Below are 19,112 nucleotides of genomic sequence, written 5' to 3' on the forward strand. Positions count from 1 at the left end.
TTCTGACTCCTGAATTCTGTTTCGATAAAATGTTCTCAAGCTAATGCAAAGCAGCACTACATATTTATCACTATCCCAAATTAAAAGTTTTCAATCCAAAATCCAAAATCTCAAATCCAAAATTGTCAAACCCACCCCTTGACCTCAGTATCCGTCAGCGTTCGCTCTAACTTGATATACTCGCTCTTTGCAGCCTGTAATATGTGCTTCATCGTCACCGCTTCATCTGCATCAGCCGCCAGAAATGCTGCATTCATGGCAATACTACGGATATTGCCCCCGGCTACATTCAGTTGTCCCAACTTCTGGTATTCTAAACCTTCTGTTGGCGCCGCTTTCGGAAAAATTCTCCGCCAAATCTCCGCCCGTTGAGTTGAATCTGGAAACGGGAACTGCACAATAAACCGGATACGCCGGAGAAAGGCCTGATCCAATGAACTCTTGAGGTTAGTTGTTAATACTGATAGCCCTCGATAAGATTCCATACGTTGCAGTAGATAACTTACCTCGACATTGGCATGGCGGTCATGAGAATCTTTGACATCAGTACGCTTGCCAAACAATGCATCCGCCTCATCAAAAAGTAATACTACGCCGCCGGACTCTGCCGCATCAAATACCCGACCCAGATTTTTTTCCGTTTCCCCAATATACTTGCTCACCACTGCACTTAAATCAATGCGGTATAAATCCAGTCGCAACTCCTGCGCCAACACCTCCGCCGCCATCGTCTTACCAGTACCGCTCACACCAGCAAACAGAGAGCTTATCCCCAGTCCCCGATTACTTTTATTACCAAATCCCCAGAGTTCGTACACCTTAGTCCGTTGCTTGACATGGGTAACAACATCTTTCAGGACTTGTATCTGAGCTTCTGGCAAGACCAAATCTTCCCAGTCCGCGATTGAATCAATCCGTTGTGCCAAATCATCCAACTTGGGACGGGCTTGAGCGCGGCAAGTATCCCAAAGCAGATACTGAAAATCTACTGTCGCTTTTGAATGCTGTGTCTGCTGCCACTCGACGCGAACTTGAGAACAAGCGGCTTGAATTACGGGTGTACTGAGATTAAATTGAGATACAAAATTCTCGACTTTAACGTTCAAAGATTGAGCATTTGTTCCTAACGCTGCCTCCCAGACACCATACTGTTCCTTTGTTGTGGGGCGGGCAATGTCAAAAATGAGCAATGGTCTTAATCGCGCTCGTTTGCGATCGCTAGTAGTAATAATTATCGGAGAACGAAGGCATTCGCTCAAATAGGCGATCGCTCCCTCCCTAGCCGTATCTGTTGCTTCTAAATCATCACAGTCAATCAACAAAACGCTGCTGGCTAATGCGACTTCTCGCTCCCAAAGTAGCTTAAACTGGTTGATGTCACTAGAAGTTGTTGGTATGCTGTGTGCCGCAATTGTATATAAATTCAGCCCTAAATACTGACAAGCCAAAGCTGCGATCGGGCGTTTGCTTGCCACTTCATTACCACATAATTGCAAGATTGGCAACTTCAGGTAATCATTAATTTCCACGCACCAAGCAGCTACCATTTTCTGCATCAGCTGCAACTGAGAAGGCACTAATTCCTCCGTCACCTGCACAGGCTCTACCATTCCCAACAGGCGCTGATCGAGATGTTGTATGCCGATTAAATAATGCAGTATGCGCTCATCAATTCTGAGAGGGCTACTCATGAGTTCACTTCCGCTTCCCACCTCAATTAACCGCCACCTGCGTAGCGTTCCTGCGGGAGTGAAGGCGCTCCAATGTAGACTTTCTAACACTGTCATCGCCAAACCGAAAGTGGGATAGGTATGTTGTTTATTTCCGCAAGCAGCAGCACAAAGTACTGCAAAACTAGCATCCAGTTCCATACCTGCACATAACAGCAACAAATTCCGCTCAAAATCACTCAAGGCAAAAATGGTGCAAAGTCTTTCTAAAGCAGATGCTTCAGCAGGTGGCTTTGTAGAATCTGCACTTAAGTTCTCCCCAAGTTTAAATTCATCCTCCAGCAAATTCGGATCGGCGTGCTGCACCAAAATATCTCGAAGTTGATCGAGATATGCTATCAGATAGGCATGATTATTAATTTCCCCATTGCTTGTTGCTGCTGCGTTCATCCTTAACCTTACCTATTACAAAAAAGCGGAAATAAGGCTACTATCACCAAATCAGCGCTCATGCTTATGGTATAAGTCTTTTTACTTTTAGTTTAGTGCAACGATAATAGAGCATTTACCACTGCGCTGAAGAATCCTCCTGCTGCAAACCAATCAACTGTCGTCGTTTCCAAGCGTAGTGAAGAATATTAATTCCTAATTCTTGAGCAGTGCGAATCACAAGTCTGGGTAAACTCAATTCTCTATCCAATCCCCAAGCTGCTGCTAAGTCACCAACCACTAAAATAATTCCTCCCCCAATTGAAACTCGAATCAGGTGTTGATTGATTGTCGGCAAAGCAGCAAATAAAAAAGGTCGTGTCCTTAAAGGATGTCTTCGCGATTCTTCTAAAGGTTTCAAGGGGCTTTCTAACTTAATAGCCAAGGCTTGAGTACTTTCAATCAGTTCTGTAGCGTCAGCAGGTGCATCAACTACAAGCACTCCACCACTGTTTAAGTAATTTTTTAAGGATTCAAATTCGGGATTATTTAGAGATAATGCTTGTTTTCCCGTAAGGTATAAGAGGTCATATTCTTGGATATTTTCCTGTAAACTGACTTGACCGACTTCATCAGCCCCTTGCAAAAATGAGTACAGTGGTTCTACGGATTGCATCAAGTAAGATAAATTAAAAAAGTTGCGATCGGATTCACCATCGCTATGATTTACTTGCGCCATACGTACAATTGCTTGGGGACGTGCTTGTGCTGTACGTCGGCACGATAAATCAATATTGTTGTAACCAGGAAAGAAAACATCCGTCGGCTGGGTAATCGTACTTTTTCCTGGTTGTAGGAGTATCCGACAAAGTTCTATTTCTAAACTTTCTGGTGTAGAATTTTTTTGGTCAAATCGGTAGGTTTCTTGAACAATATTTTTCTGTTGCTCGTTTCGCAGTTCGTTGGGATCTACGTAAGTTACTATTAAGTAGACCATAATCGGGTCGGTCTTTGCGACTTCTAAATCAACGGGAAAGTCATAAGACTGAGGCACAACAATCAGATTGCCGGCTACATCAATTGCTATACCAGGCTGAATTTGCACCCATCGTCCATCACGATATTTAGCTTCTGTTTTACGGGGAGCAGGAATAACTCTGATGCCCAAACCACAGGCAATTCCTGGTTGGTTTAAGCATTGATAATGAACATTTTGCTTTCTGTGATGGTAATCGTGTGCTTTGCTCCAAAGTTTAGCATCTATGAGTAAACCATCTGTTGGTTTAAGTCGTTCAAAGGGTTGGATGGAGGGTGGTGGAAAAGGATGTGTCATACGATTTTGGATTTTGGATTTTGGATTTTATATTGGTTTTAGATCTGAATGGCACTAAGAAAAGCCCAAAGGCTTGTGTCGCCTCGTTCCCAGCCTCCAGGCTGGGAATGTATTCAAAGAGGCTCTGCCTCTCGTCAAGCTACTGGAGGCGGAGCCTCCCAGAATGGATTCCCAGCCTAGAGGCTGGGAACCAGTCAGGGTATGGGCTATATCTTTTCTTAGTGCCATTCGGTTTTAGAGCTAAAGGGCTAAAAAATTTTCAATATTGATTTTTTCTAAAATAGGACTTACGCACGAGTTACGGAATAACGAACCGCAGAGGCGCAGAGTACACGGAGAAATCAGAGTTTCAGAGATATTTTGCGTAAGTCCTATAAAAATATAATCATAAATAAATAGAAGTTTCTTGCTCCAATTTTTATTGAAGAAGAATTCAGAATTCAGGAGTCATAATCAATACTTCGGCAGAGCTACGTAACCCTGCTGTTCATTTTTCTAAAGCTTTTTTCATTAAATATAAAATGTAAAATTTTAACTTTGGGGATTTTCTATCAATAATTCATAAGTGCAATAAGCAGGTTTTTCTTGTTCTATGATTTGTCGGATTAATTCTTCATGGATACTATTAGGACGGTCTGGACGCAAACACACAACAAAGTGAAATGGTCGCCCACCTGCTAGCACTGCTGCGCCTAGTTTTGCTTCCCCAAGTATAAAACTCTGACCAAAAGGTTCTGTGATGCTAATATGTTGCTCATCTAAAGGTAAACCTGTATATAGATGCAAGTAAAGACGCAAACCTTTACGGGTTCCGCGCCAGCAATAAAGTTCTACTGCACGGCGAATTAAACGTCGCTGTTGGTTGAGATTCCAAATCGAATCTATAGGCCAACCAACCCAATGAGCCAAAAAAGGTAATAGTGCCTGTGAGGAAGTCAACGGATCTAAGTTTGCCCACATGACATGGAAACTATCGATCGCAGGTTGAAAAGCTTGTTCAAAAATCTTCATGAAGCGACCAATATAGTCTACTTCCCGATATAAAACTGGTAAAAACTCCATGTAGTTACTATAGGGACGTATGTATAAACCAAATTCTTGTTGCTGAATTTCTTCAGTGTCTGTATTTTCGTCAATGTATACAGAAACTATGCAGCGAAAGTTAAGAGTTAATTTATCTGTTCTTCCCGCAACGATCGCTTGCTGTTCTTCAAAAAATGTCGCCGGTATTTGAAAATAAAGCACAGCATCCATCTTGGAACCAGGAACTAGCTCGCTACCCTCTGTACCAATTTGACACCAACTACTAGGAAAATCGCCTTCAACTCTCAAACTCATCCGTAAGGGGCGTCTTTCCAAGTTTTGCACTTGCACAATCATCTCGCTTGGCTCTCCCGGATGCAAGAGCAAATGAGTGCCAGCCACATCCATGCTTTCTGAAATGCCAAATGTCAAATTAGAGACGGGTAAAGCTTCAGGAATTTGCATGGGAGTTAATAGAACGCGTACAGCTGGGCTAGAACGACTTTGAACCATACTATTTTCCCTTAGCTACTGATGATATCGATAACATGACTCGATCGCAAAACCGGATCAGCCCAAGAACATATCAAACCGTTTGCACCTGGGTCAATCAAAGGTTCTGATGCGGATTGTCGCCGCCAAATTCCCTGCTGCTTGCGAATCGGAAATAACAAAACTGCTCCTAAATAACGCACTCCCTGAGTTTGTTGCAGTAATGCGACAATATCTGATTGATAAACGGGTCTTCCAAAAGGCCACCCTTTACCGTCTAGTCCTCCAGTCAAGGGATTTAAATATTTATACAAAGAAACCCGAACGTTGCGGAGAATCTCCTCTCGCGCCAAGGTATTTTCATAAGCTGGTTCTAGAGAAATTTGGGTCTGAATGGAAACACCAATGTATTCCGGTTCTTGCAGTTGTACTTGTATTCCTAATAACCGTCTTTCATCTAAATATTGCCGAACTTGGTCTTGCAGTGCCAGACTGAGGCTAAGTTCTTCTGGAGATATACCTTCCCCTTGTGCGATCGCCATAGTATTTGTCTGAGGGACAATAACTAAACTAACCGTACCGGCTTGAGTTTCAGCCGTCACTGGCAAACAGCGAACGCGAGCGATCGCCCCAGCACCAGCTGCTTGCGTCAAAACTTCAAAGTCCTCAGCAGTAACGGCGCGATCGCGGGTGCGTAGTATGGACGGTGCCCTAATTACAGCTTGCTCCAAAGATTCTCCATCACTACCATTGATCGCTGCTTTATGGTTGATGACTCTGGCAACAAAAGGAACGCCAGACTTCAAAAACTGGAGTGTGCCAGCCTTAACATTACCCTGTCTACCACCTCCTATACGATAAAGAACCATTTTAATTTCTGAGCCACTTGCAGGAACCGCTCCATATTGATGTTCAAGGGTGTCAATATCAGTAACTTGAACTGATGTGTCTTCTGTTCTGAGTTGCTGTCTTGGTTGCTGTAAATGGGAGCGAACTTGCGTTTGTCGTTTAATTTGACCGGGTTCACGAATCAAGGGTCCAAACTGAACTGTACCAGTGAGTGAATCAATAGTATAGTGACGGTCTTGGGGTCCTGAGTCGGCAAAATCTCTTACCTCAACCCACCTTTGCGGCAAGCCACCGAGAGGAGTGACGATGATATATTCCTCATTTTCTCGGCGTTCTAGAACAGGTGCCGATTGTAGTTGATAAGTCTGACCTGGTTTACCATTACTAATTCCCAAGCGTTCATCTGAAATTAGTGTGCTTTGACTTGCGCGAACCGCACCACCAATCGCCTGCACCCCTAAACTAGTAATTCGTGGTGAGCGATTATAACCTGATTGATTTTCTTCTGGAGTCGTCAAGACACAGCGCAACCAGCGACCTCGGTAAGTAGTAAAGTTGGTTACAGGCCAATTTGGAGGTAAATGCAGAACTACATCTGCTCCTTGCTCAGGATTGCGACCTTGTTGAGCCATTTCATAAAAACTGAAGCCGCGAGTCAGATCATCTGCTTCGCGCAATAAAACCGATCGCCATTGTTCTCCATCCCAAGCTTCCCAGCGACGGGGTGGTTGATTGGGGTTAATCCCAGTTGGCGTAGCAGTCGGACCTGTAAAGGTGATTGCTAAGACATTACCATCTAAAGGGTCATCAGAATTAATCACTAGGTAAAAGCAGTTACCAAACTCAGGTTGCTCCTCAAATACAGATTGCTCGCTACCTTCCCAATAGCCGTCAGGTTGACGAGTCCACTGATTCATCACTCTGACTCGGAAAGATTGAGGAATTTCTTCAACAGTTTGGCTAGTTAAAAAGTGTTCTAGATAAGGTTTGCCGATGATTAAAGGAGAATCTGTGCTAAAGGTAATCGCTTCTGTGATCTCTGTACGCAAAGTTGAGACTTCTATCCCCACCGGAATTGTATAAGCTTCGGGTAGGTCGGAGGTTAAATAAAAGGTTAACTCTGTTCGTGCTGGAGCGGGAGGTTCAAGCCGAATACCGAGTAATTCTAAAAAAGCGACATAGTTTTTACGTGGTACTTGGTTGAATCTAAGCAACATTTGGTCAGTTAACCAAGCAAATAACTCAATCAGCGTAATCCCTGGATCGCTGAGGTTATGGTCTGTCCATTCTGGACAGTAACGAGGGATACGTGTAATGCATTCTTCCACTAAGTCATCAAACGAGCGATCGTCTAAGTTGGAAGTTGGCAGTTTAGGCAAAAAGTCAAATTCCACAATTACTGACCTTCGTTAAGCAAATAGAAAGGATAAATAAAGCTGTTAACGTCAAAATAGTTTTTCAGGCGATAATTAACGATGATGTCTACTTTGCCACGCACCGGGTCAGGTTCGGTCAGAACTTGATCAACAATAATGCGCGGTTCCCAAACTTCTAAAGCTTCTAAAACAGAAATACGAATTCGGATCAAGGTATCGCTATTCAAAGGTGCAAACGCCAATTCTGATAAGCGTGACCCAAAATTAGGTCGATAAACCCGCTCACCTACTCCAGTACGGAGAATGATCCAAATAGATTGTTTAACTTTTTCCTCTTCACTACTTAGCTGTATCCCACCTTGCAAATTCAAACTGAGTGGAAAATCCCAACCTGTCCCCAAATATGGTCTTGCTTGACCGTAAACTCTATCTGCCATAAAGAAATGGTATTAGGTTTATAACTTCAAAAATATCCGCAGATAAGTTTTAAACATATTCGCCAAAAGTCGATACAATTTTGAAATTATGGATTTTAGATGTTGGATTGTGTCACCCGCCGATTAAAACAGAGTTACAACCACGGGTAATTATATTAATTGGACCGAGTGCTTCCAAAATCCTGTCACCCATGCGACAAGCAGGTAAGCCGTTAATTAGCACTGTTTTGCTACCGTTAATCACAACACCAGAACCGTGGGGAGGGACGGGGAGGGGTGTCATGCAAACATGAATATCAGCACCAAGAGCGCTACTGTTAATAGTGCTATTCATCGAAGCTAGTAGTGATCCTTTGGTACTTTCTTCTATAGCTATGGCAACAGGTGCTTCTGGTGTACCTTCGGCGGCCTTTGAGGCGGCTTCAACAGTTTCGATAACTGCATCTGTAGCTGTTTTGGCTGCCTGCAATCCAGCTACCGATACCGCAGGTATACCTCGCCACGCAGGGAGATCCCCAATCAGCACATTCAAGCTTCCTGGACCTCCTGTTAAGACTGGCGGTAAAGGATGTGCCACTAAGTCGGTAATTCTTGCTGCTGGTTTACCCATGAAAATCTCCTCAACACTATTAAATAAAATGCAAAACTTCATCCTGTATCTAGCTTCCCTCTCCTTTATAAGGAGAGGGATTGAGGGTGAGGTAAGCCAGGGACATTGTATATTATTTAATTCTTATTCCTTAGTTCAGTCGTATTAATGTACCGTTAATTGTGATCGTCGCGTTAGCTGTAATATCTATGCTTGTCTGAGCATTTAATGACATACTGCCTGCTGAGTCGATGGAAATTGATTTATTTTTGTCATCCATCTTGATCGAGTGACCCCCTGTGGTGGTAATTTCTATGATTTTGTCACTATCATTCAAGTAAATTTTATGACCGTAAACAGTTTCTAGGCGAATACCGGTTTTACTTGCACTTTTATCCTTTTCGACAAACTGTAGGGTATGTCCGGTACGAGTTTTAAATGTGCGTAATCTAACTCTTTTAACATCTCCCTGTTGCTCGATCGCGTCATTCACATTTTCTGGTGATGCATCCTCACCATTCCATACTCCTCCAATTATATAAGGACGATGTATGTCGCCATGTTCAAAACCTACCAATACTTCATCCCGGATCTCTGGTAAACAATCGAAACCGCGATTGTTTCCGGCTCCTGGGGCGACAACTCGCGCCCAATTACTTGTATGCTCTTCGGTAAGGGTAGGAAACTGCACTTTCACTCGACCTAATCCTTTGGGATCTTTGTTATCAGTGACAATTCCCACTAAAAATGTCTGACCGGGATGTAAATGTAATTGGGGTGATAATGTTGTAAATAAATTACCAGCACGTAAGCCGCGGACACTAAAATCAGTTGTATAAGTTCTTTGATTGAAATTGTGGCGCACTTCTGTAATGTAATATTTACCGGTAAAGCGATCGCCCATTTTATCTAAAGTCACAATTCGTCCCGGTCGAATTTTGGGATTACCTTGAGCTTTTGCATCAGCATAGACAAATTCACCACCGAGTTCATCGCATAAAGCCTGAGCCATGATTTCTGCTTGTTTGTCGCTAAAGCTAGGTTTATCTACCACAGTCATGATCGGAGACTGACTGTTATTAAATTTGCTACTAGTACTGCTACCCGCTCCATTACCAGTCTCAGTTATTACTGTTTCTTTCTGAGCTGTTGCGGTTCTTAATTTTTTCTTAGTGTAGTCCCAGTAACGGACTTCTACAGCGCTCACTTGTTCTGCACTGGTGATCCGGGTATTAAAACTACTAAGATCAATTAGCCATGTTAATATCAGAGATTCTTCTTCTGTTTGGGGCTTGCAAAAATTTATGCGATCGTCTTGAATAAATAGTTCAAAACCAATGCGAGCCGCCCTTGAGCGCAAAAACTCCATATTAGTTTGATTTTCTTGGAATACATAATCATGGGGTTCACCGCTAGGATCTATTTTACCAAGTTTTATACCTGCTTCGGAAGCAATTTTACTAACTATATCGCTATCAGTTACATTCAAAAAAGAACGATTATAACGACCTCTGTGAAGACGATGGGAAATATCATAGCCGCGAACAACAATCGGCGCTTCTGATTTGTCATTAAAGCGAACCTCAATTGCCGTAATTTCGCCTTCAATCAAATCACCATCTAACTCCTGTTTAAAATTTTTATCTTGGGTAGTACTTGAAGTAAAACCTAACTTGATTTTTTTACCAACTTCAAACAGTTTTTCATGACGCCAAAACTTATATTCTGGACGGTCATCATTCGTGGGAAGATTGCTATTATGCACCACCAGCGTAAACATTGCTGGCAAATGAAGACTTTCTTCTATCGTAATTTGCAACAAATCTTTGATTAATTCAGGTGAAGCACTTTCCCAACTTTGTCCTCCGCTAGAAAATTGGATTGTGGGTTTGCATAAATAAAGACTTGGGTTGGACATAAACAGTAACCTAATAAGAGTGAGAAAGGTAAATAAGTCAACATGAAAAAACTTACAATATCTGGTGTGTTAGGCATAAGCTATAACGCAATACGGTTCAGTTAAGGCTAGCACTCTTTCTTTGTCAAAGTCATTTTTTTACGAACCGCAGAGGCGCAGAGAACACAGAGAGAGAAGAAAGAGAAGGAAAAAATTTATTAACTGAACTGTATTGAGCTATAACGCACCTTAAAGTAAAAATCTTGGCTCTCCTAGACTAGTTATAGAAAATTAATACTTGATATCAGGTTAAGTCCTTACATAGTAGGGGATTCAATAATCAGAAAGCATATTTTTATTAAATATGTGATTCTATTTTAGCGGAATCTTGTTATACCAAGTGTTTTAGGTGTTTTTTAGTATTAATTTATCAAACGAAGTCTAGGAGAGCCAAAATCTTTGGCGTTCAAGGCGGGATGAATTGGCGTTTTAAGCCATTGAAAACTCGTTACAAATTGAGCTAAATCATCCCATGATTCAGCAACGCCAAATCTTTTTTCTTACCTTTTACCATGAGTCTCCGTTCCTTTTATTAAGGTAATAATAATATATTAATAATTATCTACGTTTTCGCCGACGATTTGAACTACCAGAAGGCGATTGTCCTCTTCCACCACGGTTATTGTTATTTGTTGGGGAACCGGACTGCTGATTTTGCTCTCTATCTGAAGGTTGTTGTTCTCCAGAACGATTATTTTGTTGATCTACCCGCGAATCTTGCTGACGATCTTCGCCTGTAGAAGCCGATTCTTTTCCTCCAGAAACATTCTTTGGATCTACTTCTTCTAAGGAGATATCTACCATTGCCCTTACTGGTGTACCATCTGAAAGAAACATGGTTAAATTGTAAGTTAAACTTTGGATTACACAATAAAAATATTCTTGATTCCAAGTAAATCTATAAACAGGTGGACGCGTATCAGGTTCACCACTAATAGTCTCTACACCTTGCTTAATAATATCTACGTACTTCATAACTGATTCTTTAGTCTCATAAGTATCGAATATCAATTGTTTGAGTGTAAAACTATAAGGTTCAACACCAGCAAAATTAATCTTAGGTAGTAAAGTAGTCCCTCTATTACCTCGATGTTTTTGCCAATTAACAGTTCGAGAGAAACTAATTTCTGTAGGATTAAACATCAATTCAATATCATCTGCTTCACCGTTATAAGCTATGAGTTTGGCTTTTTCTAATGATTGACCTGCCATTTGACTATTTATCCTTTTATAAAAGTAATTTTACCAAGGTAAGCGACCTGAATAAACACCATAACGTTCTCGTTCAATTTCTATTCTTTGCCGCAATCTACTGTAAATTTCCCGTGCTAAGACTTCCAAATTTCCATCATTTTCTTCTTTTTTAGAACTTGGAGATGGTCTTTTTATGGTTTCAGTTATTGGTTGTTTTTTTGTATTTACATCTGCTTTATTTACTTCTCCTCCATCAGCAAAACCTCTAGGTTGAACTAAATTTTTGGTAAATACTTTTGGCGATTCTGAAGTATGTGATCTAACTTGACGAGAATCTAAATGCCCATTAGATTCCACGCCAGTACTTCCATTCAGCAATTCTTCAACATTTGACCATTCAGAAGGTGTATTAGTATTAGTAGAAGCCGAGGAATTTTTTGGTTGAAAAATCAAAGAAGGTGATGAGTAATGAAATGAATGTCCACTCACATTATTTGCTATGTTGACATTCTGATTAAGATTTGGAGAACTTAGCATTGAACGTCTCTGCTTTCCAATGTCTAATCCCAAAGACGGAGAAATCAGCGAATTAGATACCTTAGATGAAATATTATCAGAGTTTTTTGGTTGTAATGAAGTGTCTTGCAAAGAATCGACTTTAGTCGAAGACTCCACAGAAGTTGTCTGTTTTTGCTTTTTGGGATTGGATGTTTCTAAACCTGTAAGATTTGTATCGTTGGCTATACCACCACTATTGATATGCTTTAGTGTATTGAGGTTTTTCTGTGCATCCCTGGCATTGATCACAAACTCCCCAGGTGTAAGCATGGCAGCTACAGTATCGGAGGGTGCTATCTGCTGGTTGTTATTAACGTAGGTAGTTGTTACATGTCCACCAGTCGCAAAACCCTGAGGTACTGGCATATTGGGGTCAATTTTTGCTTTTGCTTCGTTGGGTGAGGAGTCTTGCTGATTTTGTGGAGGAGTAAATCTTTCTGGGTTATCTGAAATATTAATTGTTGTTGATATATCAGTGTTTGTAACAGGAGATGGTAAATCTGATATTACTTGTTTATCGTTAATCAGATTGCTGAATACATTAGGTGTAATAGCTGCTGAGGGCAAACTAGTATTTTCTACCACCTTAGAAGTACTTTTTTCTACAGTCTCAGGTGTAGTTGCTGGAAATAGTTGTGTAGTTTCTGTAAGTTCAGCAGTTTGCTGGAAAGTTTCAGGTGTAGGTGCAGACTGTATTTCTGTACTTTTTTTAACTTCATTAACGATGACATTAGAAGTTGCAGGCGATGTGGGTGGGGTTAAGATGGGGATATTTGTAAGCTGACTTGGGGTGATATTTGCATTGATGTTATTTTGTGTGATAACTGAGTCATTAACAATTTCTGAAGACTCAAAACTGGGTACAATAGAAGGTAAATCCGAATTGGTAGGGTGAGGCAACAAAGTAGGCGTATTTTCTATAAAATTACTTGCGATCGCATCCTTTTTAGTACTGTTTGATATTAAATCCGTTGCATTTACTTTAGCTCCAGTTGTTTCAATTCCACCCGAATCTAATTCTGTTACTGCTTGTAGTGGAATGCTTGAAGTTTGGGGCTTTTTTCCTTCTGATATTCTAGATGTTGGGGAGTCAGCATTGTGTTGGGGCAACTTGGATGGGATATTGTTAATTGTTAAATTCTCTGCTGCAAACGCTGTGTTTTCCAAAACATCAGTAGCGTTAACCGTTGTTGCTAACTCAGCACTGGGGAAAGTAGATGTTAACTCAGAAAATACTTGCGCTTGATCATTGCCAAGGTTGCTAAAAGGTTCCTCTTCAAAATTCGGCGATGTAGGTATTGCCCCAGTCAGCGTATTGCTGACACCATCATTATCACTTGTAGCACTAGTATTATCTGAATCTTTATGCTGTTGTAGTGCTGGTGAATTATTGTTAAATTCAGCATCAAAAGCTTGATCTGTCGTCAAGAATCTATCTTGATTAAGATTAATGCTCGGTTTATTTTTCTGAAAAACTTGGTCAACTTGATTATTGACAGGTGACTTGACTGATTCCTGATTTGGAGATTTGGCTGGAGATAAAGATTTCCGAGATTTCGGTTTTTTTGGAGTTTTAGCTTGTTCTTTAGACTGAGGTTTTTCTGGAATATTTAGTTGATTTTCACTACTTGTATTATTATTAATTATATTGGGTGAAATATCTGAGATACTACTTTCGGCTTTTGGTTGAGATGCAACGGCCGTGGGTAACTCTCCTTTGTTATAGATGCCCTCTGGGTGGCTGATCGGATGGTGGGGAGTAACGGGGGATTGTTGCCATAATGTTTCCCCAATATTAGACAGTATCGGCACTATCGGCGTTGTTGTTGTTGGCTCGCTTGTGGTATTGTTGAATGTTAAATCGTCCTTTGGTGTCAGCGCTGTATTTTCCAAAACATCAGCAGCCTTAGCCGTTGTTGCTAACTCAGCACTAGGCAAAGTAGATGTTAACTCAGAAAATACTTGCGCTTGATCATTGCCAAGGTTGCTAAAAGGTTCCTCTTCAAAATTCGGCAATGTAGGTATTGCTGTAATCGGTGTAGTGTTGACACCCTGATTATCACTTGTAATATTAGTGCCAGCCAAATCTCTATGCTGTTCTAGTAATGAAGGATTATCCTCAAATGTGTTGATTTGAGATTCAGAATCAAAAGCTTGATCTGTCGTCAATAATCTATCTTGATTAAGATTAATGCTCGGTTTATTTTTATCAAAAACTTGGTCAACTTGATTATTGACAGGTGACTTCACTGGAGATAAAGATTTCCGAGATTTCGGTTTTTTTGGAGTTTTATTTTGTTCTTTAGACTGAGGTTTTTCTGGAATATTTAGTTGATTTTCACTACTTGTATTAGGATTAATTATATTGGGTGAAATATCTGAGATCCTACTTTCGGCTTTTGGTTGAGATGCAACGGACGTAGGTAACTCTCCTTTGTTATAGATGCCCTCTGGGTGGCTGATCGGATGGTCGGGAGTAAGGTGGGATTGGAGCATTAACGTTTCCCCAACATTAGGCAGTATCGGCACTATCGGCGTAGTTGTTGTTAGCTCCTTTGTGGTATAATCGTCCTTTGGTGTCAGCGCTGTATTTTGCAAAACATCAGCAGCCTTAGCCGTTGTTGCTAACTCACCACTGGGGAAAGTAGATGTTAACTCAGAAAATACTTGCGCTTGATCATTGCCCAGGTTGCTAAAAGGTTCCTCTTGAAAATTCGGCGATGTAGGTATTGCTGTAATCGGTGTACTGTTGACACCCTCATTATCACTTGTAATATTAGTGCCAGCCAAATTTATATGCTGTTCTAGTAATGAAAGATTATCGTCAAATGTGTCGATTTGAGATTCCGAATCAAAAGCTTGAACTGTCGTCAATAATCTATCTTGATTAAGATTAATGCTTGATTTGCTTTCGTTAAAAGCTTGGTAAACTTTCTTTTCAACAGGTAATTTTACTGATTGCTTATTTTCTCTTTTTGATTTAAGTTGAGTTGGTAATTTTGATTTCTCTTGAAAATTACTTTCTATTTTATCATTTATCTTACTTGTCTTTTTACTGGTTAATATATCTGTTTCACTACCTTTTATCTCATCATTTGTATTATCTTTGCTATTTTCTTCGATAATTAAGTTTAAAGGTTCAAATGGAATTGATTGTAAATCATAGTCTTGACTTTGAGTTTCCCAATTCTCCCATCCTAAAAATGTTTCTGGAAAGAGTTTCTGTTTTTTAGATAATAAAAATTTAGAGTAATCGACTAATGGCGATCGCGTTGCTATTTGCTTCAAAAAACTATTTTCTCGATGCAGAAAGTTAGACTTATTTTTTAACATAAGTCTATGAGGATTGTCTAAAGATTCTATTGCCCTAATAGGAGGGGCTTTGGTTTTCAGAAAAGATGGAATTATTTGCATAGTTCAAGTGAGAAAATAGCCAATTACCTAGACTCAAAAAATCCCGAACTCATCCTTGTTGTGGTATTACCTCCTCCTTGTTCTTTTCCTACTTGTAAACCTTCATAAGTTAGAGTTAACTCTTCAATACCAACTGTATTTCCATCTGCTTGCAGTGTAGGTGTTTTCCATGCTATTGGAATCGCACCAATCAAAGTCCAACTCATCATTGTTTCTCCGGCTTGATTAAAAACTAAAATATTAACATTGCGTCGAGATGTTGTGCCATTTTCAATAAATACTTGATTAATCCATTGCCAAAAACCTGAGTTATCTGTAACTCCACGTTTAAGAGTTACATCTTGAAACTCTGCATGACCCAAGAAAACACGTTGCTGGTCATTCACACCACCTTCGTGGAAGACATTTTTTTTGATTTGAACACTTAATCCTGTACATTCAGTAAAGGAAGCAGCAATAGAACTATCTATCTCTACATAAAAGCGATTGCTAGTGACATAGTTTAATTCCTGGGCAACACTGCTATTACCGTTAGAACCCATATACAATTACCTCCCAATACCATAGTTATTTACTCTCTCACGCTGATAGCGCAAGTCTTCTAGTAACAACTCATACACACGTTCTGTAAGTTCGTTGATTAACAACGAGTTGTTAAGGTACTTATACGCTTCTTGAGCAGCTGTGCTAGCATCAGAAGCAACTGAAACATCGGCGTATCCGGTAGTACCACCAACGTCTCCTATAGGTATAGGCGCTAAAAAAGTTTCTTTGCCTGTTTTATCCATAAATAAAATAAAAAATCCGTCATAACATTAAGGCTAAAGGTAGTGCATCAAAATCAAAACTAGCCAAAAGTCGAACTTAGTTTCCCCAGCCTTTATTTATTAGACCTTTGATGAATTGTTTTACGAATCCGAAAAGCAGTAGCGTGCAGCTTTTCCACAGAAACGAATCCGGTATAATAAAAGCAGAAGAGACGATCACACTTTAGAAATTAGACGCTAACAGTATTCATTATAACTAGTATCCAATTACACAGTTGTTCTTGATTTCTGCAAGTGAAAAACTGTCTCTCTTCACTTGCAGAAATAAAGAGGTTGGGCGATTAGGTTGTAAACCTTCTCCATTTTGAAACCTGGAATAGTGCGGACATCTTGCCCACTACTACTCGCATCTTAGCAAGATGCTTCCACTACTTTTAAAACTATGGTTCTCAAAATAGATGTGGTTAATATGGCAAAATTTAAGATAATTCATCTTATTATTGGTTAGATATGATGCTCGTCGGTCAAATTCTCCGCCAGCGCTACAAAATTGTCAGACTCTTAGGAAGCGGTAGCTTTGGAGTTACTTATTTAGCTGAAGATTTAGATTTACCCGATCATCCTCTGTGTGTTGTAAAAAACCTCAAGCAAATGCAAAATCCAGAAGATTTGCAACTTGCCAGAGTGTTATTTGACAGAGAAGCAAAGGTTTTATATCGCTTAGGCAATGAGTGCAGTCAGATTCCTCGACTTTTCGCCCACTTTGAAGAAAACGGCGAATTTTACTTAGTACAGGAATTTATAGATGGGCACGATTTAAGTGAGAAAATTTTTCCTGGTAACAGGTTGAGTGAAGCTGAAGTGACACAGATATTACAGGAAATTTTAGAAGTTTTGACATTTATTCACGATAAAAATATCATTCACCGAGACATCAAAGCGCAAAACTTAATGCGTCGCAACACAGACGACAAGATAGTATTGATAGACTTTGGGGCTGTGAAGCAAATTAGCGGATTAGCAGTCAATTCTCAAGGGCAAGCAAACGTCTCCGTTATTGTTGGTACTTCTGGCTATATGCCCAGCGAACAATTGAATGGATATCCGAAGTTGAGTAGCGATATTTATGCAGTGGGGATGCTAGGGATTTATGCTTTAACTGGGATCAGACCTCAAGAACTGCCAAAAAACTCCGAAACTTTTGAAGTCATTTGGCGAAATCGGGCTTCGGTTAGCCCTAGACTGGCAGATGTGTTAGATAAAATGGTGTGCTATCAGTTCAATGAACGTTATCAAACAGCATCCGAGGCGTTGCAAGCGCTAACACCACCACCGCCATCACCGTTATTACCAACCGCAACACCACAAGAATTGAGACTTTACCAGAAAATTTTAATTAGTGCTGGAGTCGGGGTGGGTGTGCTAATCGGAATGGGATTGCTATTTATGAGTTTTTGGAGACAACCCACATCTGATTCAGGACAAGTCACACCTGATCGAGGACAATCTGTAGCTGATGTGCAATTGGTTTGCCCAGAAACAGATGTACCACCTTTACCAAACACATCAGGCACGCCATTAGGTAACGGCATAGCTTATGGGTTTTCAAATGTTTCACCACTGGGAGGCAAAGGGATAATTATTTATAATAATGGAAATAGATATTATGGAGATGTAGAAAATGATAAGTTAAAGGGTTGTGGAACCTTCATATATAAAAATGATAATACCTATGACCGCTATATAGGTCAGTTTGATCAGGGGAAGTTTCAAGGGGTAGGAAAATATAAATACAAAAATGGTTGTGAATATATAGGGGAATCAAAAAATAATAAGTATGATGGTCAAGGAACTTTTATATCTAAAGACGGCTCGCGTTTTAGTGGAACTTGGCAGCAGGGAAAATTGGAAGGAAGTAATAAGACTTTTAGTAGCTGCGAATAATTTTTCAGAGATATTATTTTTGAATACTTTGGCTTATCCAGTGTTTAAATAATCACACTGGTTGTAAAAAAATTAGATGAATTAGGAAAAGCATAAAAATAAAAGAAGATGAATATTATAAGTTTCTTGTGGCAACATTTTATGATATGGCTGCCACTTTTCTTGTCAACAAGAAGACCTCAGTATCAATAAGCTGGAGGATAATCGCATTAATTCCTGTTTGTTGATAAATGTTAGGCGATCGCACATCTTGCACCTAGTACAGTACGGCGTAAATAAGCCACCCATTCCAAATCAATGAAACGCTTATGCTGTATACCTGTTTGAATTTTGAATTTTGAATTTTGAATTCCGCCTTGCACCTAGCCCTGGCGATTAGAAATCGCGGCTATACAAACGAAGTCCGCCTACGCGGACTAAGGTCAAATCAAGGTTTTGCCTGTGTAGCCAAGCCACTGCGTTGGGGAGGCAGTGCGTTGGACGGGTTTCCCGGCTTGTTCGCGTAGCGTCTTTGGGAGAAGCAACTGCCTTGAAGCACCTGGCGCGCGACTTCTAGTCGCCTGGTACAAGATATAAGCGATCGCTTTGACCATCAGAAAATATATCAAACGAGAAATTCTGATTCTTTCCTAAATCCATATAATCAGGTTTTTGTCAAGACTAATTTAGATGCGCTTACCCTGTATACTAATCTGCGATAAGTTGATTTATATCTTTGGTGTGTGTTGATATTTAGAGGAGTGAGAAATGAATCGAAAGTTACTTAGAAAGCTGATATTAGTTTTATCTAAAACTTCTTTACTGACTATTACGAGTTTAGTTATTTCTCTAGAACCATCCCTAGCGCAACCTACGGCTGTTAATCGATCACCAAAAACAGCGTCAACCTTACCACCTGCAAATAATCCGATCAGCCAAACACCACCAGACAATCCAACACCAGGTCCAACACCTTCAGACAATCCAACACCAGGTCCAACACCTCCAGATAATCCAACACCAAGTCCAACACCTTCAGATAATCCAACACCAAGTCCAACACCTTCAGATAATCCAACACCAAGTCCAACACCTTCAGAT

13 protein-coding genes are annotated in these 19,112 nt (G+C 40.3%); 1 reads left to right on the forward strand and 12 read right to left on the reverse strand.

The window, feature by feature from the left end:
* Nucleotides 1-125: 125 nt before the first annotated feature.
* The 11 genes from V7L05_RS18575 to V7L05_RS18625 form a co-directional block, all read right to left on the reverse strand.
* Nucleotides 126-2,120: an ATP-binding protein gene (locus V7L05_RS18575; protein ID WP_335162340.1), complete on the reverse strand. Its 1,995-nt coding sequence runs from the start codon at nt 2,118-2,120 to the stop codon at nt 126-128.
* 115 nt (nt 2,121-2,235) lie between these two features.
* A complete protein-coding gene (locus V7L05_RS18580) occupies nt 2,236-3,432 on the reverse strand; it encodes a DUF4159 domain-containing protein (protein ID WP_335162342.1) in 1,197 nt (398 codons plus the stop codon).
* A gap of 531 nt (nt 3,433-3,963) precedes the next feature.
* The gene (locus V7L05_RS18585; protein ID WP_335162344.1) at nt 3,964-4,968 is read right to left on the reverse strand and encodes a phage tail protein; all 1,005 of its coding nucleotides are present in this window, start codon (nt 4,966-4,968) and stop codon (nt 3,964-3,966) included.
* A gap of 11 nt (nt 4,969-4,979) precedes the next feature.
* The gene (locus tag V7L05_RS18590) at nt 4,980-7,190 is read right to left on the reverse strand and encodes a putative baseplate assembly protein (protein WP_335162346.1); all 2,211 of its coding nucleotides are present in this window, start codon (nt 7,188-7,190) and stop codon (nt 4,980-4,982) included.
* Between the two features lie 2 nt (nt 7,191-7,192).
* A complete protein-coding gene (locus tag V7L05_RS18595; RefSeq protein WP_335162348.1) occupies nt 7,193-7,609 on the reverse strand; it encodes a GPW/gp25 family protein in 417 nt (138 codons plus the stop codon).
* Between the two features lie 112 nt (nt 7,610-7,721).
* A complete protein-coding gene (locus V7L05_RS18600) occupies nt 7,722-8,261 on the reverse strand; it encodes a PAAR domain-containing protein (RefSeq protein ID WP_335162350.1) in 540 nt (179 codons plus the stop codon).
* Nucleotides 8,262-8,349: 88 nt separating this feature from the next.
* Entirely contained in the window at nt 8,350-10,116 is a 1,767-nt protein-coding gene (locus V7L05_RS18605; protein WP_335162352.1) for a VgrG-related protein, read from the reverse strand.
* 597 nt (nt 10,117-10,713) lie between these two features.
* Nucleotides 10,714-11,367, reverse strand: a complete 654-nt coding sequence (locus V7L05_RS18610) for a CIS tube protein (protein WP_335162354.1) — start codon at nt 11,365-11,367, stop codon at nt 10,714-10,716.
* A gap of 30 nt (nt 11,368-11,397) precedes the next feature.
* Nucleotides 11,398-15,195: a hypothetical protein gene (locus V7L05_RS18615; RefSeq protein ID WP_335162356.1), complete on the reverse strand. Its 3,798-nt coding sequence runs from the start codon at nt 15,193-15,195 to the stop codon at nt 11,398-11,400.
* Nucleotides 15,196-15,344: 149 nt separating this feature from the next.
* Nucleotides 15,345-15,863: a phage tail protein gene (locus V7L05_RS18620; protein WP_335162358.1), complete on the reverse strand. Its 519-nt coding sequence runs from the start codon at nt 15,861-15,863 to the stop codon at nt 15,345-15,347.
* Between the two features lie 6 nt (nt 15,864-15,869).
* A complete protein-coding gene (locus V7L05_RS18625) occupies nt 15,870-16,109 on the reverse strand; it encodes a hypothetical protein (RefSeq protein ID WP_335162360.1) in 240 nt (79 codons plus the stop codon).
* A 489-nt stretch (nt 16,110-16,598) separates the two neighbouring features.
* Between V7L05_RS18625 and V7L05_RS18630 the strand changes: the two genes are divergently transcribed.
* A complete protein-coding gene (locus V7L05_RS18630) occupies nt 16,599-18,032 on the forward strand; it encodes a protein kinase domain-containing protein (protein WP_335162362.1) in 1,434 nt (477 codons plus the stop codon).
* 707 nt (nt 18,033-18,739) lie between these two features.
* Here the strand turns inward: V7L05_RS18630 and V7L05_RS18635 are convergent.
* Nucleotides 18,740-19,112: hypothetical protein (locus V7L05_RS18635; RefSeq protein WP_335166136.1), on the reverse strand; the 373-nt coding region annotated here is incomplete at its 5' end.

This window comes from Nostoc sp. (genome assembly GCF_036917755.1).
Taxonomy (GTDB): Bacteria; Cyanobacteriota; Cyanobacteriia; order Cyanobacteriales; family Nostocaceae; genus Nostoc.